The sequence below is a fragment of the Pseudomonas sp. SA233 genome (assembly GCF_054792385.1).
The window spans coordinates 1,052,982-1,072,926 of record NZ_CP096449.1; the positions used below are offsets into that span (position 1 = coordinate 1,052,982).

The window sequence follows — 19,945 nt, forward strand, 5'->3', positions numbered from 1 at the left end:
CCTGCCATGAGTGAAGAGATCCTGATCAACATCACCCCGATGGAGTCGCGCGTGGCGGTGGTGGAAAACGGGGTGCTGCAGGAAGTGCATGTCGAGCGCACCCAGCGCCGGGGCATCGTCGGCAATATCTACAAAGGCAAGGTGGTGCGTGTGCTGCCGGGCATGCAGGCGGCCTTCGTCGACATCGGCCTGGAGCGCGCGGCATTCATCCATGCCTCGGAAATATCCCAGCGCGAAGGCTCGGCGGTAGAGAACATCACCGCTCTGGTGCACGAGGGACAGGCCCTGGTGGTGCAGGTGACCAAGGACCCGATCGGCACCAAGGGCGCGCGCCTGACCACCCAGCTGTCGATCCCGTCGCGCTACCTGGTATACATGCCGCGCAGCAGCCATGTCGGCATTTCCCTGAAGATCGAAGACGAAGCCGAGCGCGAGCGCCTCAAGCAGGTAGTCAGCGACTGCATGGAAAGCGAGAACATCAAGGACGCCGGTGGCTTCATCCTGCGTACCGCCGCCGAAGGCGCACGCGCTGAAGAGATCCTGCAGGACATTCGCTACCTGCGCCGCCTGTGGGAGCAGATCGGCACCCAGATCAAGACCTGCGGTGCGCCCACGGTCATCTACGAGGACCTGGGCCTGGCCCTGCGTACCTTGCGTGACCTGGTCAACCCGAAGATCGAGAAGATCCGCATCGACTCGCGGGAAACCTTCCAGAAGACCACGCAGTTCGTTGGCGAACTTATGCCGGAAATCGCCGACCGCCTCGAACACTACCCGGGCGAACGGCCGATTTTCGACCTGTATGGCGTCGAGGACGAGATCCAGCGTGCACTGGAGCGCAAGGTGCCGCTGAAGTCCGGTGGCTACCTGGTGGTCGACCCGGCTGAAGCGATGACCACGATCGATGTGAACACCGGCGCCTTCGTCGGCCATCGCAACCTTGAAGAGACCATCTTCAAGACCAACCTCGAGGCCGCCACCGCCATCGCCCGGCAACTGCGCCTGCGCAATATCGGCGGCATCATCATCATCGACTTCATCGACATGGAAGACGAGGAGCACCAGCGCCAGGTGCTGCGCACGCTGGAAAAGCAGTTGGAGCGCGATCACGCCAAGACCAACATCATCGGCATCACCGAGCTGGGCCTGGTGCAGATGACCCGCAAGCGCACACGCGAAAGCCTGGAACAGGTGCTGTGCGAGCCCTGCCTGGCCTGTCAGGGCCGTGGCAAGCTGAAAACCCCCGAGACCATCTGTTACGAAATCTTCCGCGAGATCCTGCGCGAGGCCCGTGCATATCAGGCCGAAGGCTACCGCGTGCTCGCCAACCAGAAGGTGGTCGATCGGTTGCTGGATGAAGAATCCGGTAACGTCGCGGAGCTGGAGGCCTTTATCGGCCGAACCATTCGTTTCCAGGTGGAGTCGATGTATTCGCAGGAACAATACGATGTGGTGCTGCTCTGAGGCCTTCTGAAACGCGCCGCAGGTGGCCCGGGCTGGAAAATCCGGGGCTACGGGCCATCATGGATAAACGACCTGGAGGGCAATGGCCATGGGACGTCTGACCCGCGTTCTTGTCGCCTTGACCCGCTGGGGGCTGGGCGTTTGCGCCCTGCTGGCGGTACTGGTGGCACTGTATGTCAGCCTCGGCCGCGAACTGGTGCCGTTGGTGGCCGAGTATCGCGCCGATGCGGAAAGCAAGGCCGAGCAGGCTTTGGGCCTGCCCGTGCACGTTGGTACCCTGGAAGGCCGCTGGAGCGGCCTGGCACCGGTGCTGCGGGTGCGCGACCTGCAACTGGGCGAGGGGGCCACGGCCCTGCGCCTTGACGACGTCAAGGTGGTACCCGATGTCTGGGCCAGCCTCACCGCCCGCGAGGTACGCCTGGCACGCATTCAGTTGGGCGGGCTGCAACTGATCCTGCGCGAGAACGAGCAGGGCGCCTGGAGCCTCGAAGGCCTGCCGAAGAAGGACGATGCGCCGCTTGACCCTGCCGAGTTGTTGCAGCGCCTGCGCCAGTTGGGCCGCATCGATGTGTTCGACAGTCAGGTCACCCTGCACCCCTGGCAGCGTGACCCGTTGACCCTCACTTATGTGAGCGTTGGCCTGCAGGCCGGAGCTTCGCGCCATGCCCTGGACCTGCGCGCGACCCTGCCCGATGGCCAACCGCTTTCGCTGAACCTGCGCAGTCGTGCCACGCCCAGCGCCTGGCGCGACGGCCAGGTTGAAGCCTACCTGAGCCTGCCACAGAGTGACTGGGCGCGTTGGCTGCCACCACGCCTGCTGGGCCAGTGGCATGCCGACGCCCTGCGGGCGGGCGGCGAGTTCTGGGTCGACTGGAGCAAGGGGCAGTTGCAGCAGGCCGTTGTACGCCTCAATGCACCGGAGCTGCACGGTGCCTATGCCGGGCGCAAGGCGGCCAGGCTGAACAACCTGGCCCTGGGTGCCTGGTTCCAGCGCCAGGAACAAGGCTTCGATGTGGTAGTCGACTCCCTGGCCATGGACGTCGGCAAGACCCGTTGGGAGTCGCACCTGCAATTGCAGCAGCGTCCAGGCGAGGACGCTGCCGCGGAAAGCTGGAACGTGCAGGCCGACCGCCTCGACCTCACGCCGTTGACACCGCTCGTCGATGCCCTGGCGCCACTGCCGGACAAGGTCATGGCTGTGGTCGATGGCCTGAATGTGACCGGCGCGTTGCGCAATGTGCGTCTGATAGCCCGGCCCAAGGCTGAGGGTGACCAGCGCCTGCAGTTCGAAGCCAACCTGGAGAAGGTCGGTTTCGATGCCTATCACAATGCCCCGGCAGCCGGTAACGTCAGCGGCAGCATCAGCGGAGACCTTGGTCATGGCGAACTACGCCTTGATACCGATGCGTTCATGCTGCACCTGTACCCGATCTTCGCCAAACCCTGGCATTATCAGAAGGCCAATGCGCGCCTGACCTGGGCCCTGGACAAGGAGGGTTTCACCCTGGCCGCGCCTTACCTCAAGGTACTGGGCGAGGAGGGCAAGATCGCCGGTGACTTCCTCATTCGCCTGTTGTTCGAAGAAGGCCGTGAAGACTACATGGACCTGCGCGTCGGCCTGACCGAAGGCGATGGCCGCTACACCGCCAAGTACCTGCCCGAGGTGCTCAGCCCGGCACTCGACGAATGGCTGCGCAGTGCGATCGTCAAAGGCACGGTGGACGAAGGCTACTTCCAGTACCAAGGCTCGCTGAACCATGGTGTCGCGCCGGAAGCCCGCAGCATCAGCCTGTTCTTCAAGGTGCGTGATGCAGCCTTGGACTTCCAGCCGGGCTGGCCGCAGGTGCAGCACGTGGATGGCGATGTGTTCATCGAGGACAGTGGTGTGCGCATCAAGGCCCAGCGTGGCGTACTCCTCGACACCAAGGTCAGTAATGTGAGCGTCGATATCCCGCATGTCGACGAGGGGCAGCAAAGCCACCTGTACCTCGATGGTGACTTCGACGGGAGCCTGGGCGATGGCCTGAAGATCCTCAAGGAGGCGCCAATCGGCACTGGCGAGATATTTGCCGGCTGGGAGGGCGAGGGGCCGCTCAAGGGCAAGGTCAAGCTCGACATTCCGCTGGCCCGCGGGCAGCGGCCGAAAGTGCAGGTGGACTTTGCCACCGACGATGCCCGGCTGAAGGTGGCGCCGCCGAGCCTGGAGTTGAGCCGCCTGAAGGGTGACTTCAGTTTCGATTTGGACAAGGGCCTGAGCGGCAAGGGCATCAGCCTGCAGGCCTTCGGCAAGCCGGTGACGGCGCAAATCACCGCCGAAGGCCAGCCCGGGCAGATGCAGACACGCGTCAACGCCAGCGGCCAGGTGTCGCTCAAGGCACTGACCGACTGGCTGCAGTTCAACCAGGCCTTGCCGGCTTCCGGCGACCTGCCGTACCAGTTGCAGGTCAGCCTGGGTAGCCGAGACAACCGCCTGAGCGTCAATTCCAGCCTGAAGGGCCTGGCCATCGACCTGCCAGCACCCTTTGGCAAGGCAGCGTCCGATACCCGTGACACCCGTTTCAGCATGACCCTGCAGGGGCCGGAGCGGCGCTTCGATGTCGCCTACACCGACCTTGCCCGCTTTGCCTACGCCGCGCCGGCCGAGAAGCTGGGGCAGGGCCGTGGCGAGTTGCTGCTGGGCACCGGTGACGCCCAGGTACCTGCCGGCCAGGGCCTGCGAGTGCGCGGGCACCTGGAGACGCTGGACCTGGGGCCCTGGCAGGAACAGGCGGCGCGCCTGGCCGGCGATGACCCGGGCGGTAGCGCGAGGCAGAACCTGCAAGGCGTAGACCTGAGCATCGGCCAGCTGAAAGCCTTTGGCCTGGACCTGAACCAGGCCGTGGTGCGCCTGGCCCGTGGCGGCCCCGCCTGGGATTTGCGCCTCGATAGCAAGGAAGTCATCGGCAACGCCCGGGTGCCGGATGCCAAGGGCGCGCCAATGGTGGTGCGCATGCAGACCTTGCGCCTGCCCGCCGCCAGCGCGGCGGAAAAGCAGGCAGAGGCACAGGCCGAGGAGGGCCCGGACCCGCTGGCTTCGTTCGACCCGCGCAAGGTTCCGGCGCTGGACCTGAGCATTGACAAGCTCTATCGCGGTGACGACCTGTACGGCAGTGCGTCGCTCAAGCTGCGGCCGACCGCGCGTGGCGTGACCGCCAGCGATATAGACCTCGACTTCAAAGGCCTGCGTATCGATGGTGGCGGTGGCTGGGAAGGCGAACCGGGAAAAACCGGCAGTTGGTACAAAGGGCGCCTGGACGGCAAGAACCTGGCGGATGTGCTCAAGGCCTGGGGTTTTGCACCGACCGTGACCAGCCGCGACTTCCGCCTGGATGTGGATGGCCGCTGGCCGGGTTCGCCGGCCTCGGTGAGCCTCAAGCGCTTCTCCGGCAGCATGGACGCAGCCCTGCGCACCGGCCAGTTCGTTGAGGTCGAGGGCAGTGCCCAGGCGCTGCGGGTGTTCGGCCTGCTGAACTTCAACTCCATCGGCCGGCGCTTGCGCCTGGACTTCTCCGACCTGTTCGACAAGGGCCTGGCCTACGACCGTGTCAAAGGCTTGCTGGTAGCCAGTGACGGTGTCTATGTGACGCGCGAGCCAATCGCCGTGACTGGCCCGTCGAGCAACTTCGAGCTGGACGGCACCTTGGATCTGGTGCGCGACCGGGTCGATGCCAACCTGCAGGTAAGTCTGCCAGTGACCAACAACCTGCCGCTGGCAGCCCTGATTGTCGGCGCGCCAGCCGTGGGCGGGGCGCTATTCCTGGTGGACCGGCTGATCGGTGACCGGGTGTCACGCTTCGCCAGCGTGCACTACCGTGTCGAAGGTCCGGTGAAAGAGCCTAGAATCACATTTGTGAAACCTTTCGAGAAATCCCGCTAGGAGTGCCCATGAAGGCAGCGGTAATCCAGATGGTCAGCCAGGACGATGTGCTGGCCAACCTGCAGCGCGCCGGTGCCCTGTTGGAGCAGGCCGCCTCTGGCGGCGCACGGCTGGTGGTGCTGCCGGAAAACTTCGCTGCCATGGGCCGCAAGGACGCCGCTGCCATCGGCCGCGCCGAAGCGTTGGGCGAAGGGCCGATCCTGCCATGGTTGAAACGCACCGCCCGCGACCTCAAGTTATGGATTGTCGCCGGTACCTTGCCATTGCCACCGGTCGGCCAACCTGAAGCCAAGGCCCATGCCTGCTCGCTGCTGATCGACGAACACGGTGAGGTAGCGGCACGCTATGACAAGCTGCACCTGTTTGATGTGGACGTTGCCGACAATCGTGGCCGTTACCGCGAGTCCGACGACTATGCCCACGGCGCCCAGGTAGTGGTGGCCGATACGCCAGTAGGGCGGCTGGGGCTAAGCGTGTGCTACGACCTGCGCTTCCCCGAACTGTACAGCGCACTACGCGCCGCCGGCGCGGAACTTATCACTGCGCCAGCCGCCTTCACTGCGGTAACGGGCGCGGCGCACTGGGAAGTGCTGGTGCGCGCCCGGGCCATCGAGACCCAGTGCTACCTGCTGGCTGCTGCACAGGGCGGCACCCACCCGGGGCCACGGGAAACCCATGGCCATGCGGCGATCGTCGACCCCTGGGGGCGCATCGTCGCTGAACAGGCGCAAGGTGAAGCAGTATTGCTCGCCGAACGCGACATTGACGAACAAGCGTCCATCCGGGCGCGCATGCCGGTGGTATCGCACCGGCGCTTTTTCTCGCAGGGCGCGTTGCGGCCTGCGCACACCTCGGAGTGACTATGAGCCAGATGTTATCCACCGTCAGCGAGCAGCTCCTGGCCCCAGGCGGCTTGACCCTGGACAGCCTGCAGAGCGTGCTGGGTGAGTTGGCCGGCCCCGGCATCGACGCCGCCGACCTGTATTTCCAGGGCCAGATCTCGGAAACCTGGGCGCTGGAAGACGGCATCGTCAAAGAGGGCAGTTTCAACCTCGACCAGGGCGTGGGCGTGCGTGCCCAGTCCGGTGAAAAGACCGGCTTTGCCTACAGCAACGCAATCAACCTCGAAGCGCTGACCTCGGCCGCCCGTGCCGCCCGTTCGATCTCCCGTGCCGGGCAGAACGGCAAGGTGCAGGCCTTCCGCAGCCAGGACGTGACTGCCCTTTATCCGGCGGACAACCCGCTGGATGTGCTCAGCCGTGCCGAGAAGGTCGAGCTGCTCAAGCGTGTCGACGCCGCCACCCGCGCGCTGGACCCGCGTATCCAGCAGGTCAGTGTGAGCATGGCCGGGGTATGGGAACGCATCCTGATCGCTGCGGCCGATGGCAGCCTGGCCGCCGACGTGCGCCCGCTGGTGCGCTTCAACGTCAGCGTAATCGTCGAGCAGAACGGCCGCCGCGAGCGTGGCGGGCAGGGCGGTGGCGGGCGTACCGACTACCGCTTCTTCACCGAAGAGCGGGTCATGGGCTATGCCCGCGAAGCGCTGCGCCAGGCCCTGGTGAACCTGGAGGCGATCCCGGCACCGGCTGGTACCCTGCCGGTGGTGCTGGGTTCGGGCTGGTCGGGCGTGCTGCTGCACGAGGCTGTCGGCCATGGCCTGGAAGGTGACTTCAACCGCAAGGGCAGTTCGGCGTTCAGCGGCCGCATTGGCGAGAAAGTGGCGTCGAGCCTGTGCACCATTGTCGACGACGGCACCCTCGAAGGCCGCCGTGGCTCGCTGAGCGTGGATGACGAAGGCACCCCGACCGAGTGCACCACATTGATCGAGAACGGTGTGCTCAAGGGCTACATGCAGGACAAGCTGAACGCGCGCCTGATGGGCATGGCGGTGACCGGCAACGGCCGCCGCGAATCCTACGCGCACCTGCCGATGCCGCGCATGACCAACACCTACATGCGTGCGGGCGAAAGCGACCCGCAGGAAATCATCGCTTCGGTGAAGAAGGGTATCTACTGCGCCAACCTCGGCGGTGGCCAGGTGGACATTACCAGCGGCAAGTTCGTGTTCTCGACCAGTGAGGCCTACCTGATCGAAGACGGCAAGATTACCGCGCCGGTGAAGGGGGCGACCCTGATCGGCAACGGCCCGGAGGCGATGAGCCGGGTGTCGATGGTCGGTAACGACTTGGCGCTGGACAGCGGGGTAGGGACTTGCGGCAAGGACGGGCAGTCGGTGCCGGTGGGCGTCGGGCAGCCGACCTTGAAGCTGGATGCGATCACCGTAGGCGGTACAGGGGCGTGATGGCTTCAGGGACCGCTTTGCGGTCCATTCGCAGCACAAGGCTGCTCCTACAGGGATCGCGTATTTCTGTAGGAGCAGCCTTGTGCTGCGAATGGGCCGCAAAGCGGCCCCAGGGCGATCAGCGCAATCCGCGCTGCAGCTCGTCGAGATCGCGGATGTACTTGAACACCTTGCGCGCGGCGGCAGGCGGCTTGTTCCGGGCCTTCTCGTGCTGGGCATGGCGTACCAGCGAGCGCAGCTGCTGGCGGTCGGTGTCGGGGTATTCGTTGACGAAGCGTTCGAGGTCTTCGTCATTACCGTCGATCAACCGGTCGCGCCAGCGCTCCAGGCTGTGGAAGCGCTCGTTGTACTGGCGGGTCGAGCTGTCCATCTGTTCGAGCAGGGCGTGGATGGCATCCAGATCCTGCACGCGCATCAGCTTGCCGACAAACGACATGTGGCGTTTGCGGGCACCGTGAGCGGTGTGCTTGCTGGCTTCGGCCAGGGCCTTGCGCAGCTCGTCGGTCAACGGCAGGCGAGCCAGGGTATCGGCCTTGAGCGTGGTAAGGCGCTCGCCGAGTTCGACCAGCGCATGCAGCTCGCGCTTGATCTGGGTTTTGCTTTTTTCGCCGTCGAAGGCGTCGTCGTTTGAATCAACCATGGTGGCAGTCCGCTAGAAATCGCCGCCATGATAACCAGTCGGGGGCCGCTTGTCCGGCCCGGTCGTAGAATGACCCTCGCCGAACGCAGAATTTGAGTGGAGAGAACCATGAGTGCAGTCCAGAGCGTAGGTCCGAAGGACCTGCCAGCATTGCAGGAGCAGGTCGAGGCGATCATCGCCGAGGCGCGCCGCCAGGGGGCCAGCGCCTGCGAAGTGGCAGTGTCGCTGGAGCAGGGCCTGTCCACCACGGTACGTCAGCGAGAGGTCGAGACGGTCGAATTCAATCGCGACCAGGGCTTTGGTATCACCCTCTATGTGGGCCAGCGCAAAGGCTCGTCCAGCACCTCGGCCAGTGGCCCGGAAGCGATCCGCGAAACCGTCGCCGCGGCCTTGGCGATTGCCAGGCATACCTCCGAGGACGAATGTTCCGGCCTGGCCGACGCAGCGTTGATGGCCCGCGAGATCCCGGACCTGGACCTGTATCACGACTGGAACCTCGAGCCAGAGAAGGCCATCGAGATGGCCCTGGCCTGCGAGGCGGCGGCGTTCGACGCCGACCCGCGCATCCTCAATGCCGACGGCACCACCCTCAATACCCACCAGGGTTGCCGCGTGTATGGCAACAGCCATGGTTTCATCGGTGGCTACGCCTCGACCCGGCACAGCCTGAGCTGCGTGATGATCGCCGAAGGCGACGGCCAGATGCAGCGTGACTACTGGTACGACGTGAACCGCCAGGGCAACCTGCTGGCCGACCCGCGTAGCATCGGCGTGCGCGCTGCCCAGCGTGCCGCCAGCCGCCTGGGTGCGCGTCCGGTGCCGACCTGCGAGGTGCCGGTGCTGTTCTCGGCCGAGCTGGCAGGTGGCTTGTTCGGCAGCTTCCTGTCGGCCATCTCCGGCGGCAACCTGTACCGCAAGTCGTCGTTCCTGGAGGGGACCATCGGCCAGCGCCTGTTCCCCACCTGGCTGACCCTCGACGAGCGTCCGCACATTCCGCGGGCACTGGGCAGTGCCGCATTCGACGGCGATGGCCTGGCTACCTATGCCAAGCCGTTCGTCGACAAGGGTGAGCTGGTGTCGTACCTGCTAGGTACCTATTCCGGGCGCAAGCTGGGTTTGCCAAGCACAGCCAACGCTGGTGGTGTGCACAACCTGTTCGTCAGCCATGGTGTCGAAGACCAGGCGGCGCTGATCCGGCGCATGGGCCGCGGGCTGCTGGTGACCGAGTTGATGGGGCATGGCCTGAACATGGTGACGGGGGATTATTCCCGTGGCGCGGCAGGATTCTGGGTCGAGAATGGCGAGATTCAGCACGCAGTGCAGGAAGTGACCATTGCCGGGAACATGAAAGACATGTTTCAGCAGATTGTCGCGATCGGCAGCGATCTTGAGACCCGAAGCAACATTCACACCGGGTCGGTGCTGATCGAGCGGATGACTGTGGCAGGTAGCTGATTCATAGCCTGTACCGGCCTCTTCGCGGGTAAACCCGCTCCTACAGGAATCGCATAAGGCTCCAGTCTTATGCAGAATCTGTAGGAGCGGGTTTACCCGCGAAGAGGCCGGTGCAGGCACTACAGAATTTTCAATGAAACCGCAGACCCGGCCCCCATGCCGGGTTTTTTGTTTCATCATCTATCTTGAAGTGATTCTATTTATCACTTAATAATGAATATCATTGACCAGTAACTCGGCGATGATGTTCATGAAACCGGTCCTCCGCGAACTGCCCTACCTGGAAAACTGGCGCTGGCTCAGCCGACGCATCCGCTGTGCGCTGGAGCCCGACGAACCGCGCCTGATCGAGCATTACCTGGCTGAAGGCCGTTACCTGGTGTGCTGCACCGAGACCTCGCCATGGACGGTGGCGCTGACCTCCTTCCGCCTGCTGCTGGATACCGCCTGCGACCGCATGCTGCCCTGGCATTGGCGCTGCCTGTGCCTGGACCAGGCCTGGCGCCCGCTGCTGGACCTGCGCAACCTCGACCGCGAGGCCCAGAACCAGCGCTGGCAGCCCTACGCCCTGCAGTTGGCCAATTGCCGCCTGCTGCCGTCGATTTCTCCCGATGAACTGATGCAAGGATTTGATGATGAGTGATACCCGTATCGAGCGTGACAGCATGGGCGAACTGCAGGTGCCGGCCCAGGCCCTGTACGGTGCCCAGACCCAGCGCGCGGTCGACAACTTCCCGATCAGCGGCCAGCGCATGCCGGCCCAGTTCATTCGTGCACTACTGCTGGCCAAGGCTGCCGCGGCCAAGGCCAACGTCGAACTGGAACAGTTGTCGACCGCGCAAGGCCAGGCCATCGTAACGGCAGTCGAGCAACTCCTGGCGGGTGACTTCATCCAGCATTTCCCGGTGGATGTGTTCCAGACCGGCTCCGGCACCAGCTCGAATATGAACGCCAACGAGGTGATCGCGACTCTGGCCAGCCGCGTGCTGGGTGAGGCCGTCAACGCCAACGACCACGTCAACTGCGGCCAGAGCAGCAACGACATCATCCCGACCACGATTCACGTCAGCGCCGCCCTGGCCTTGCACGAGCAGCTACTGCCCGCCCTGGCGCATCTGGTACAGGTGATCGAGGCCAAGTCGGCACAGGTGCATCAGTACGTGAAGACCGGCCGCACCCACCTGATGGACGCCATGCCGGTGCGCATGAGCCAGGTGCTGGATGGCTGGGCGGCACAGATCAATGGCGCCAAGGCACACATCGAAGCTACCCTGCCGAGCCTGCAGGTCCTGGCCCAGGGCGGCACGGCCGTGGGTACCGGCATCAACGCCCACCCGCAATTCGCTGCTGGTTTCGCCCGCCAGCTCAGCGGCCTGACCCAGGTCGAGTTCACCCCCGGGCAGAACCTGTTCGCCCTGATCGGCTCGCAGGACACCGCAGTGGCCCTGTCCGGCCAGCTCAAGACTGCCGCCGTGGCGCTCATGAAGATTGCCAACGACCTGCGCTGGATGAACTCTGGCCCGCTGGCCGGGCTGGGCGAAATCGAGCTGCAAGGCCTGCAGCCGGGCTCTTCGATCATGCCGGGCAAGGTCAACCCGGTGATTCCAGAGGCCACCGCCATGGTCGCCGCCCAAGTGATCGGCAATGACGCCACCATCGCCATCGCTGGCCAGTCCGGCAACTTCGAGCTGAACGTGATGCTGCCGGTGATCGCCCGCAACCTGCTGGAGAGCATCGAGCTGATGGCCAACGTTAGCCGCCTGCTGGCCGACAAGGCCATCGCGAGCTTCAAGGTCAACGAAAGCAAGCTCAAGGAAGCCCTGGCACGCAACCCGATTCTGGTCACGGCGCTGAACCCGATCATCGGCTACCTCAAGGCCGCTGAAATCGCCAAGACCGCTTACAAGCAGGGCCGTCCGATCATCGACGTGGCGCTGGAGCACACCGACCTATCGCGTGACCAGCTGGAAGCGCTACTGGACCCGGAAAAACTCACCGCCGGTGGTATCTGACACTGAGTCACGGCCCAAGCGCCAGCGGTGGCCGCGTTGGTCATCGCCCAACCCATGCCTACGGAATTCACTGATATGCCCCATACCTTGCCTGCACTGCCTTACGCTTACGCTGCGCTGGAACCGCACATCGACGCGCAGACCATGGAAATCCACCACACCAAGCACCACCAGACCTACGTCACTGGCCTCAACGCCGCCATCGAAGGCACCGAGTGGGCTGAGTGGCCGGTGGAAAAACTGCTCGGCGCGGTCGGGCAACTGCCGGAAAACCTGCGTGGTGCGGTGACCAACCATGGCGGCGGGCACGCCAACCACAGCCTGTTCTGGACCGTGATGTCGCCGCAGGGCGGGGGAGAGCCGCAGGGTGCTCTGGCGCAGGCCATCGACGCCCAACTGGGCGGCTTCGATGCCTTCAAGGAGGCCTTCACCAAGGCTGCGCTGACCCGCTTCGGCAGTGGCTGGGCCTGGCTCAGCGTGACCCCGCAGAAAACGCTGGTAGTGGAAAGCAGCGGCAACCAGGACAGCCCGCTGATGCACGGCAACACGCCAATCCTCGGCCTGGACGTGTGGGAGCATGCCTATTACCTGAAGTACCAGAACCGTCGTCCGGAATACATCGGTGCCTTTTACAACGTCATTGACTGGGCGGAAGTGGAGCGCCGCTACCTCGAAACCCTGAAGTGAGTCTCCCCGGTATGCGCTCCCAGATGATGTCCGTCAGCCGCGTGCGCCTGTTTCGCCTGTTTCGCATGACGCTTGGGACTTTGCTGTTGCTCGCAGGCACTGCATTGCTATTGGCGCGCGGCTTCGCCTGGTTGGACCTGGCCTGGCCAGCTTGGGGGTGTGCATCGGTTTGCGCCGGATGATGGGGTGTTCACCGGTTTCGCTGTGGGAGCGGCACATAACTCATTGAATTAGCGGGGACTCTGTGGGAGCGGCTTTAGCCGCGAACACCGGCGCAGCCGGTGCCATGCACCGCGTTGGATTCTTCGCGGCTAAAGCCGCTCCCACAGGGTAAGCGTACCGCTTGCAATTCATTCGCCTTCGTCGAAGAAGTTGTTGATCAGCTCGACCAGCGCATCCATGGCATCAACGTCCTGCTCGCCTTCGGTATGCAGGTGCACCTGGGTGCCCTTGCCGGCCGCCAGCATCATCACCGCCATGATGCTCTTGCCATCCACCAACTTGTCCGGCGCACGGCCAACCCTGACCTGGCAGGGGAAGCGGCCGGCAACGCCGACGAACTTGGCTGCCGCCCGGGCATGCAGACCCAGCTTGTTGATGATGGTGATTTCACGGGCGGGCATCGTGGGGCGGATCCTTGGGCTAGAGGTCGCGGTGGCGGACCTGGACGTTTTTCAGGGATTGCTGCAGCAGTTGGCCAAGGCGTTCGGTGATGTACACCGAGCGGTGGTGGCCGCCGGTGCAGCCAATGGCAATGGTGACGTAGGCACGGTTGCTAGCGGCGAAGCGGGGCAGCCACTTGAGCAGGTAGCTGGAAATGTCGTTGAACATCTCTTCGACATCCGGCTGTGCGGCCAGGTAGTCGATTACCGGTTGGTCGAGGCCGGAATGCTCACGCAGCTCGGGTTTCCAATAGGGGTTGGGCAAGCAGCGCACATCGAACACCAGGTCGGCATCGACCGGCATTCCGCGCTTGAAACCGAACGACTCGACCAGGAACGCGGTGCCAGGCTCGGGCTGGTTGAGCAGGCGCAGCTTGATCGAATCACGCAGCTGATACAGGTTCAGGCTGGTGGTGTCGATCTTCAGGTCGGCCAGGTCTGCAATCGGCCCCAGCAATTCGCTTTCTACCCGGATCGCTTCCGCGAGCGAGCGGTTGGCGTTGGTCAGCGGGTGGCGTCGGCGGGTTTCCGAGAAACGCTTGAGCAGTACGTCTTCGTCGGCATCCAGGTACAGCACGTCGCACTGGATATGCCGGGCGCGGGCTTCTTCGAGCAACTCGGGGAAACGCGTCAGGTGGCTGGGCAAGTTGCGCGCGTCGATCGACACGGCGACCTTGGGTTGCTGCAACTCGGTGTTGATCAGCGCATTTTCCGCCAGTTGCGGCAGCAGCCCGGCGGGCAGGTTGTCAATGCAGTAGAAACCGTTGTCTTCCAGGACATCGAGGGCGGTGCTCTTGCCGGAGCCGGACCGGCCGCTGACGATGATCAGGCGCATGTTCAGTGCTCGTTCTGTACGTCCAGGACAACCTGGAACAGGGCCTCGCTGCTGGTGGCCGCACGCAGGCGATCACGGACCTCCTTGCGATCGAGCATGCTGGCAATCTGGCGCAGCAATTCCAGATGGGCATCGGTGGCGGCTTCTGGCACCAGCAGGACGAACAGCAGGTCCACCGGCGCGCCATCGATGGCGTCGTAGTCGATAGGCGCTTCCAGGTGCAGCAGGGCGCTGACCGGAGCGGAACATCCTTCAAGCCGGCAGTGCGGGATGGCGATGCCGTTGCCGAAACCGGTCGAACCGAGTTTTTCCCGGGCGACCAGTTTTTCGAAGACGTCTTGCATCTCCAGTTCGGGCACTTGTTCGGCGATGACGGTGGCGACCTTTTCCAGGGCGCGCTTCTTGCTGCCGCCCGGCACGTTCACGAGGGAACGGCCGGGGGTCAGGATGGTTTCAAGTCGGATCATGGATGAGGGGGATCAGCGGGCAGCTGCACCTTGCAGCAGGCTTTGCTGTTTTTCCTTGTGTTTTTTCAGTTGGCGGTCGAGCTTGTCGGCCAAGGCGTCGATCGCTGCATACATGTCTTCGTGTTCGGCGTTGGCAACCACTTCGCCGCCGGGAATCTGCAAGGTCGCCTCGACCTTCTGCTGCAGCTTCTCGACTTTCATGATGACCTGCACGTTGGTGATCTTGTCGAAGTGACTTTCCACGCGAGCGAGCTTTTCAAGCACATAATCGCGCAGTGGCTGGGTGACTTCTACATGCTGTCCACTGATATTGACTTGCATACAGCTTCTCCTTTGTTGCCCGTGCATAAAGAGGCAGGTCTTGCACCTGCCCCACAAACGCTGTGGCACATCTCAGGGGCTACATCAGTCGCTTGCGCTCGCTCGACGGTGCGATGCCGAGGGACTCGCGGTACTTGGCGACGGTGCGACGGGCTACCTGGATGCCTTGTGCCTCCAGTAAACCAGCGATCTTGCTGTCACTCAATGGCTTTTTCTGATTTTCCGCCGCAACCAGTTTCTTGATGATCGCGCGGATAGCCGTAGACGAGCATTCTCCGCCTTCGGAGGTGCTGACGTGGCTGGAGAAAAAGTATTTCAGTTCGTAGATGCCACGCGGGGTGTGCATGTATTTCTGCGTGGTTACCCGCGAAATGGTCGACTCGTGCATGCCCACCGCTTCGGCGATGTCATGCAGCACCAAGGGCTTCATCGCTTCGTCGCCGTGGTCGAGGAAGCCGCGTTGATGCTCGACGATCTGCGTGGCCACCTTCATCAGGGTTTCGTTGCGGCTTTGCAGGCTCTTGATGAACCAGCGCGCTTCCTGCAGCTGGTTGCGCATGAAGGTGTTGTCGGCACTGGTGTCGGCCCGGCGCACAAAGCCAGCGTACTGCGGGTTTACGCGCAGCCGCGGAATGGCCTCCTGGTTCAGCTCCACCAGCCAGCGGTCGCTGTCCTTGCGTACGATGACGTCGGGCACCACGTACTCAGGCTCGCTGGACTCGATCTGCGAGCCGGGGCGCGGGTTGAGGCTTTGTACCAGCTCGATGACCTGGCGCAGCTCGTCTTCCTTGATTTTCATGCGACGCATCAGCTGGCTGTAGTCGCGGCTGCCGAGCAGGTCGATGAAGTCGGTGACCAGGCGCTTGGCTTCCGCCATCCACGGGGTGCTGGCGGGCAGCTGGCGCAATTGCAGCAACAGGCATTCGCCAAGGGTGCGGGCGGCAACGCCTGCTGGCTCGAACTGCTGGATGCGGTGCAGTACCGCTTCGACCTCGTCCAGCTCGATATCCAGCTCCGGATCGAAACCGGCGCAGATCTCCTCGAGGGTGTCTTCCAGGTAGCCCTGGCCGTTGATGCTGTCGATCAGGGTGACGGCGATCAGGCGGTCGGTGTCGGACATCGGAGCCAGGTTCAGTTGCCACAGCAGGTGGCTTTGCAGGCTTTCGCCGGCCGATGTGCGGGTGGTGAAGTCCCACTCGTCGTCGTCGTTGCTCGGCAAGCTGCTGGCACTGGTCTGGTAGATGTCTTCCCAGGCGGTGTCGACCGGCAGTTCGTTGGGGATGCGCTCGCTCCATTCACCGTCTTCCAGGGTGTCGGCACTGGTCGTGCTTTCCTGGAAGCTGTTGTCCTGGACTTCAGCGGCCGGCTTGTTCTCGGCGTTGTCCGCCATCGGGTCGCTGTTGTCGAAGTCGTCGCCGTCTTCCTGACGTTCGAGCATCGGGTTCGACTCCAGCGCTTCCTGGATTTCCTGTTGGAGGTCCAGGGTGGAGAGCTGGAGCAGGCGGATGGCCTGTTGCAACTGCGGTGTCATCGTCAGTTGCTGGCCCATTTTTAGGACGAGCGATGGTTTCATGGCTGGGGCTTAATACCTTGTTCGCCGGCGCGCATGCGCCATCCACTACACGAGGGCGCCGGGGCGCCAGATCAAGCAAGTTTTATGCCTTAAATTGTAGCGTTTGCCTAGAGTACCGTAACACTTTACCCCAGGTTCCAGGGCTATTTGCCAGTACTCCAGGCGCGTGCCGGGCTCAGAGCCGGAACTCGTGGCCCAGGTAAACTTCTTTGACCAGGTCGTTGGCCAGGATGGTTTCGGCGTCGCCTTCGGCGATCAGCCGGCCATCATTGACGATATAGGCGGTTTCGCAGATATCCAGGGTCTCACGCACGTTGTGGTCGGTGATCAGTACACCGATGCCCTTGGCCTTGAGGTGATGGATGATCTGCTTGATGTCGCCGACCGAAATCGGGTCGACACCGGCAAACGGTTCGTCCAGCAAGATGAACTTGGGTGCGGTCGCCAGCGCGCGGGCAATTTCCACGCGGCGGCGCTCACCACCGGACAGGCTCATGCCGAGGTTGTCGCGAATGTGGCTGATGTGGAATTCCTGCAGCAGGCTTTCCAGCTCTTTGCGCCGGCCGTCGCGGTCGAGGTCCTTGCGGGTCTCGAGGATGGCCATGATGTTGTCGGCCACCGACAGCTTGCGGAAGATCGAGGCTTCCTGCGGCAGATAGCCGATGCCCGCGCGGGCGCGACCGTGCATGGGCTGGTGGCTGACATCGAGGTTGTCGATCAGCACGCGCCCCTGATCGGCCTGGACCAGGCCGACGATCATGTAGAAGCAGGTGGTCTTGCCGGCGCCGTTGGGGCCGAGCAGGCCGACGATCTGGCCGCTGTCGATAGACAGGCTGACGTCGCGTACGACTTGCCGCCCCTTGTAGCTCTTGGCCAGGTGCTGGGCTTTGAGGGTTGCCATTTACTCGGCCTTCTTCTTGGGCTGGATCACCATGTCGATACGCTGACGCGGCGAGGTCACGTTGCCACCACGACCGGCGGTCGCCACCTGGGTCTGGGTGTTGTAGACGATCTTCTCGCCTTCGGTGGTGTTGCCTTCGTTCTCGACCTTGGCGCGGTCGGTGAGGATCACCATGTCCTTCTGCGACTGGTACTGGATGGTCACCGCCCAGCCTTTCATCTTGTCCGGCTTGGCTGCGCTCTGCTGCTGCTCGAAGTAGGCCAGGTTGCCCACCGAGGTCACCACGTCGATGTCGCCGGAGGCGGAACGGGTGATGGTCACGGTGTTGCCTTTGATCATCATCGAACCCTGGGTGATGATCACGTCGCCGGTGTAGGTGGCCACGCCCTGCTTGTCGTCCAGGTGGGCGTTGTCGGCCTGGATGCGGATAGGCTGGTCACGGTCATTCGGCAGGGCGAGGGCGCTCGCGCTTCCCAGTGCTGCGCTCAGGCTGAGCAAAAGGGGGAGGGTTTTAACGAGCCTCATACTGTCCTCTTACGTTAGAGAGCAAGTCCATCTTGCCTTCTTTCAAATACGCTTTCATTCCTTTGCCCGTAGTTGTGCCACCGGCGCCGTCGATTCTAACGGCTTGCTCGGTCTGCGCATATTGCTTCTGCGGGAACACGGTCATGCGTGAGCTGGTAATGATCATTTCGCGCTGCTTTTCGTCGGTGCGGGCGACCCGTACGTTGTCGATCAGTTCGACTTCGCTGCCGTCCGGGTTGACCTCGGCGCGGGTGCTCTGTACGTGCCACGGGTATTCGGTACCGCGGTACAGGTGCAGGTCCGGCGTGGTCAGCAGGGTGATTTCGCTGGCTTTCAGGTGTTCGACCTTGTCAGCGGTCATTTCATACTGCAGCTTGCCGTCGGGCAGGAACTGCACGCTGTGGGCGTTGACTGCGTAGTAGTCGATGGCGCTTTCGTCGACCTGGGCCACAGGCTTGTCGAGGAAGCTTTCCGGGCTGACATTCCAGTAGCCGATCGCCACCAGCAGGGCGGCGATTACCGCGAGCAGCGCAATGTTGCGGGCTTTCTTGCTGAACATGGGCAGCCTTACAGGTAGTTGGCGTTGGCAGCGTCCAGGGTGCCCTGGGCCTGCATGATCAGTTCGCAGAATTCACGGGCCGCGCCTTCGCCGCCACGTGCCTGGGTCACGCCATGGGCGTGCTGGCGAACGAACGGCGCGGCGTTGGCCACCGCCATGCCCAGTGCGACCCGGCGGATCACCGGCAGGTCGGGCAGGTCGTCGCCAAGGTAGGCCACTTGAGCATAGCTCAGGCCCAGTTCGGCGAGCAGGCCGTCCAGCACCACCAGTTTGTCCTCGCGGCCCTGGTACAGGTGCGGGATGCCGAGGTTCTTCGCCCGGCGCTCGACCACCGGGGTCTTGCGCCCGCTGATGATCGCGGTGGTCACGCCCGAGGCCATGAGCATCTTGATGCCCTGGCCGTCGAGGGTGTTGAAGGTCTTGAACTCGCTGCCGTCCTCGAGGAAGTACAGGCGCCCGTCGGTGAGCACGCCGTCCACGTCGAACACTGCCAGCTTGATGCCTTTGCCGCGTTGCATGAGGTCCTGGTTCATTCCATTGCTCCTTTACATCACGCCGGCGCGCAGCAGGTCGTGCATGTTCAGGGCGCCGGTGGGGCGGTCCTCGCGGTCCACCACCACCAGGGCGCCGATCTTGTGGTCTTCCATGATCTTCAGGGCCTCGGCCGCGAGCATCTCGGCGCGGGCCGTCTTGCCGTGCACGGTCATGACTTGATCGATCAGGGTGGTGTGGACGTCGATGTTGCGGTCCAGGCTGCGGCGCAGGTCGCCGTCGGTGAAGATCCCGGCCAGCTTGCCGTCGGCTTCGACGATCACGGTCATGCCCAGGCCTTTGCGGGACATTTCAAGGAGTGCGTCCTTGAGCAGGGTGCCGCGGGGCACCTGGGGCAGTTCGTCGCCGGCGTGCATCACGTTCTCCACCTTGAGCAGCAGGCGGCGGCCCAGTGCACCACCCGGGTGCGAGAAGGCAAAGTCCTCGGCGGTGAAGCCGCGGGCTTCGAGCAGGGCAATGGCCAGCGCGTCGCCCAGCACCAGCGATGCGGTGGTGGAGGAGGTAGGGGCCAGGTTCAGCGGGCAGGCCTCTTGTTCGACGCGGGCGTCGAGGTTGACCTCGGCAGCCTGGGCCAGGGGCGAGTCCGGGTTGCCGGTCAGACTGATCAGCTTGATGCCCAGGCGCTTGATCAGCGGCAGCAGGGTGACGATTTCGGCAGTGCTGCCGGAATTCGACAGGGCAAGGATGACATCATCGCGGGTGATCATGCCCATGTCGCCATGGCTGGCTTCGGCCGGGTGCACGAAAAATGCCGGTGTGCCGGTGCTGGCCAGGGTGGCGGCGATCTTGTTGCCGATGTGCCCGGACTTGCCCATGCCGACCACGACGACCCGGCCCTTGCTGGCCAGGATCAGTTCGCAGGCCTTGACGAAATTGTCGTCGATGCGCGCCAGCAGGGCCTCTACGGCCTCGAGTTCCAGGCGCAGGGTGCGTTGGGCGGATTGGATCAGCTCGCTGGATTGGCTCATGTCGAAAAAGCAATGCCTGATGAAAAGGCGGCGATTATAGCTGCAATGAAAGAAACCCTCACGCTTTCGATTGCCGTGGTGAATGTCTCGCCAGCCTGTCGCAGGG

The 19,945-nt window shown here is 63.5% G+C and carries 19 protein-coding genes; 8 read left to right on the top strand and 11 right to left on the bottom strand.

Annotation, left to right across the window (positions count from 1 at the left end; translation table 11 throughout):
- The first annotated feature begins 6 nt into the window (after positions 1–6).
- From rng to tldD, 4 genes are all read left to right on the top strand, one after another.
- Entirely contained in the window at positions 7–1,464 is a 1,458-nt protein-coding gene (gene rng / locus M1D87_RS04895; protein WP_013971067.1) for a ribonuclease G, read from the top strand.
- Positions 1,465–1,546: 82 nt separating this feature from the next.
- Positions 1,547–5,380: a YhdP family protein gene (locus tag M1D87_RS04900; protein WP_123085223.1), complete on the top strand. Its 3,834-nt coding sequence runs from the start codon at positions 1,547–1,549 to the stop codon at positions 5,378–5,380.
- A gap of 8 nt (positions 5,381–5,388) precedes the next feature.
- Positions 5,389–6,240, top strand: coding sequence for a carbon-nitrogen hydrolase family protein (locus tag M1D87_RS04905; RefSeq protein WP_421091782.1), 852 nt, complete (start codon positions 5,389–5,391; stop codon positions 6,238–6,240).
- Between the two features lie 2 nt (positions 6,241–6,242).
- On the top strand, positions 6,243–7,682 hold the full coding sequence (tldD, locus tag M1D87_RS04910; RefSeq protein ID WP_024086333.1) for a metalloprotease TldD: 1,440 nt from the start codon (positions 6,243–6,245) through the stop codon (positions 7,680–7,682).
- Between the two features lie 118 nt (positions 7,683–7,800).
- Here tldD and yjgA read toward each other — a convergent pair whose 3' ends face one another.
- The gene (gene yjgA, locus M1D87_RS04915) at positions 7,801–8,322 is read right to left on the bottom strand and encodes a ribosome biogenesis factor YjgA (protein WP_003255152.1); all 522 of its coding nucleotides are present in this window, start codon (positions 8,320–8,322) and stop codon (positions 7,801–7,803) included.
- 108 nt (positions 8,323–8,430) lie between these two features.
- On the opposite strand from yjgA, the gene pmbA reads away from it, so the two are divergent.
- The 4 genes from pmbA to M1D87_RS04935 all read left to right on the top strand — a co-directional run bounded on the left by pmbA (position 8,431) and on the right by M1D87_RS04935 (position 12,476).
- Entirely contained in the window at positions 8,431–9,777 is a 1,347-nt protein-coding gene (gene pmbA / locus M1D87_RS04920; RefSeq protein ID WP_123085225.1) for a metalloprotease PmbA, read from the top strand.
- A gap of 241 nt (positions 9,778–10,018) precedes the next feature.
- Positions 10,019–10,420, top strand: a complete 402-nt coding sequence (locus M1D87_RS04925; protein ID WP_025337819.1) for a hypothetical protein — start codon at positions 10,019–10,021, stop codon at positions 10,418–10,420.
- Positions 10,413–11,789 carry a class II fumarate hydratase gene (locus tag M1D87_RS04930; RefSeq protein ID WP_123085226.1) on the top strand — a complete coding sequence of 459 codons (1,377 nt, stop codon included), beginning with the start codon at positions 10,413–10,415 and terminating at the stop codon, positions 11,787–11,789. The genes M1D87_RS04925 and M1D87_RS04930 overlap by 8 nt, the downstream gene beginning before the upstream one ends.
- A gap of 75 nt (positions 11,790–11,864) precedes the next feature.
- On the top strand, positions 11,865–12,476 hold the full coding sequence (locus tag M1D87_RS04935) for a superoxide dismutase (protein ID WP_123085227.1): 612 nt from the start codon (positions 11,865–11,867) through the stop codon (positions 12,474–12,476).
- Between the two features lie 350 nt (positions 12,477–12,826).
- Here the strand turns inward: M1D87_RS04935 and M1D87_RS04940 are convergent, their stop codons facing one another.
- The 10 genes from M1D87_RS04940 to M1D87_RS04985 all read right to left on the bottom strand — a co-directional run bounded on the left by M1D87_RS04940 (position 12,827) and on the right by M1D87_RS04985 (position 19,839).
- Positions 12,827–13,099 carry an HPr family phosphocarrier protein gene (locus M1D87_RS04940; protein WP_023660775.1) on the bottom strand — a complete coding sequence of 91 codons (273 nt, stop codon included), beginning with the start codon at positions 13,097–13,099 and terminating at the stop codon, positions 12,827–12,829.
- A 19-nt stretch (positions 13,100–13,118) separates the two neighbouring features.
- On the bottom strand, positions 13,119–13,973 hold the full coding sequence (gene rapZ, locus M1D87_RS04945; protein WP_013971076.1) for an RNase adapter RapZ: 855 nt from the start codon (positions 13,971–13,973) through the stop codon (positions 13,119–13,121).
- Between the two features lie 2 nt (positions 13,974–13,975).
- Positions 13,976–14,440, bottom strand: coding sequence for a PTS IIA-like nitrogen regulatory protein PtsN (ptsN, locus tag M1D87_RS04950; protein ID WP_015269060.1), 465 nt, complete (start codon positions 14,438–14,440; stop codon positions 13,976–13,978).
- Positions 14,441–14,452: 12 nt separating this feature from the next.
- The gene (gene hpf / locus M1D87_RS04955) at positions 14,453–14,761 is read right to left on the bottom strand and encodes a ribosome hibernation-promoting factor, HPF/YfiA family (protein WP_003255135.1); all 309 of its coding nucleotides are present in this window, start codon (positions 14,759–14,761) and stop codon (positions 14,453–14,455) included.
- Positions 14,762–14,840: 79 nt separating this feature from the next.
- Positions 14,841–16,334 (bottom strand): RNA polymerase factor sigma-54, encoded by a 1,494-nt coding sequence (locus tag M1D87_RS04960; protein ID WP_015269061.1) that lies wholly within the window; start codon positions 16,332–16,334, stop codon positions 14,841–14,843.
- 175 nt (positions 16,335–16,509) lie between these two features.
- Positions 16,510–17,235, bottom strand: a complete 726-nt coding sequence (lptB, locus tag M1D87_RS04965) for an LPS export ABC transporter ATP-binding protein (RefSeq protein ID WP_003257916.1) — start codon at positions 17,233–17,235, stop codon at positions 16,510–16,512.
- The gene (gene lptA, locus M1D87_RS04970) at positions 17,236–17,760 is read right to left on the bottom strand and encodes a lipopolysaccharide transport periplasmic protein LptA (protein WP_015269063.1); all 525 of its coding nucleotides are present in this window, start codon (positions 17,758–17,760) and stop codon (positions 17,236–17,238) included. It abuts the gene before it with no gap.
- Positions 17,747–18,319, bottom strand: a complete 573-nt coding sequence (lptC, locus tag M1D87_RS04975; RefSeq protein WP_003257918.1) for an LPS export ABC transporter periplasmic protein LptC — start codon at positions 18,317–18,319, stop codon at positions 17,747–17,749. The genes lptA and lptC overlap by 14 nt, the downstream gene beginning before the upstream one ends.
- 8 nt (positions 18,320–18,327) lie before the next feature.
- On the bottom strand, positions 18,328–18,852 hold the full coding sequence (locus M1D87_RS04980) for a KdsC family phosphatase (protein WP_039612746.1): 525 nt from the start codon (positions 18,850–18,852) through the stop codon (positions 18,328–18,330).
- Between the two features lie 12 nt (positions 18,853–18,864).
- Complete coding sequence (locus M1D87_RS04985) at positions 18,865–19,839, bottom strand: KpsF/GutQ family sugar-phosphate isomerase (protein WP_003257920.1); 975 nt, start codon at positions 19,837–19,839, stop codon at positions 18,865–18,867.
- Positions 19,840–19,945 lie beyond the last annotated feature (106 nt).

Bases quoted from the DNA above. Each gene is read 5' to 3' on its own strand.
- M1D87_RS04960 (WP_015269061.1), bottom strand. From the start codon at position 16,334: ATGAAACCATCGCTCGTCCTAAAAATGGGCCAGCAACTGACGATGACA.
- lptA (WP_015269063.1), bottom strand. From the start codon at position 17,760: ATGAGGCTCGTTAAAACCCTCCCCCTTTTGCTCAGCCTGAGCGCAGCA.
- lptB (WP_003257916.1), bottom strand. From the start codon at position 17,235: ATGGCAACCCTCAAAGCCCAGCACCTGGCCAAGAGCTACAAGGGGCGG.
- lptC (WP_003257918.1), bottom strand. From the start codon at position 18,319: ATGTTCAGCAAGAAAGCCCGCAACATTGCGCTGCTCGCGGTAATCGCC.
- M1D87_RS04935 (WP_123085227.1), top strand. From the start codon at position 11,865: ATGCCCCATACCTTGCCTGCACTGCCTTACGCTTACGCTGCGCTGGAA.
- M1D87_RS04980 (WP_039612746.1), bottom strand. From the start codon at position 18,852: ATGAACCAGGACCTCATGCAACGCGGCAAAGGCATCAAGCTGGCAGTG.
- yjgA (WP_003255152.1), bottom strand. From the start codon at position 8,322: ATGGTTGATTCAAACGACGACGCCTTCGACGGCGAAAAAAGCAAAACC.
- hpf (WP_003255135.1), bottom strand. From the start codon at position 14,761: ATGCAAGTCAATATCAGTGGACAGCATGTAGAAGTCACCCAGCCACTG.
- tldD (WP_024086333.1), top strand. From the start codon at position 6,243: ATGAGCCAGATGTTATCCACCGTCAGCGAGCAGCTCCTGGCCCCAGGC.
- rapZ (WP_013971076.1), bottom strand. From the start codon at position 13,973: ATGCGCCTGATCATCGTCAGCGGCCGGTCCGGCTCCGGCAAGAGCACC.
- M1D87_RS04900 (WP_123085223.1), top strand. From the start codon at position 1,547: ATGGCCATGGGACGTCTGACCCGCGTTCTTGTCGCCTTGACCCGCTGG.
- rng (WP_013971067.1), top strand. From the start codon at position 7: ATGAGTGAAGAGATCCTGATCAACATCACCCCGATGGAGTCGCGCGTG.
- M1D87_RS04985 (WP_003257920.1), bottom strand. From the start codon at position 19,839: ATGAGCCAATCCAGCGAGCTGATCCAATCCGCCCAACGCACCCTGCGC.
- M1D87_RS04940 (WP_023660775.1), bottom strand. From the start codon at position 13,099: ATGCCCGCCCGTGAAATCACCATCATCAACAAGCTGGGTCTGCATGCC.
- M1D87_RS04905 (WP_421091782.1), top strand. From the start codon at position 5,389: ATGAAGGCAGCGGTAATCCAGATGGTCAGCCAGGACGATGTGCTGGCC.
- M1D87_RS04925 (WP_025337819.1), top strand. From the start codon at position 10,019: ATGATGTTCATGAAACCGGTCCTCCGCGAACTGCCCTACCTGGAAAAC.
- pmbA (WP_123085225.1), top strand. From the start codon at position 8,431: ATGAGTGCAGTCCAGAGCGTAGGTCCGAAGGACCTGCCAGCATTGCAG.
- ptsN (WP_015269060.1), bottom strand. From the start codon at position 14,440: ATGATCCGACTTGAAACCATCCTGACCCCCGGCCGTTCCCTCGTGAAC.
- M1D87_RS04930 (WP_123085226.1), top strand. From the start codon at position 10,413: ATGAGTGATACCCGTATCGAGCGTGACAGCATGGGCGAACTGCAGGTG.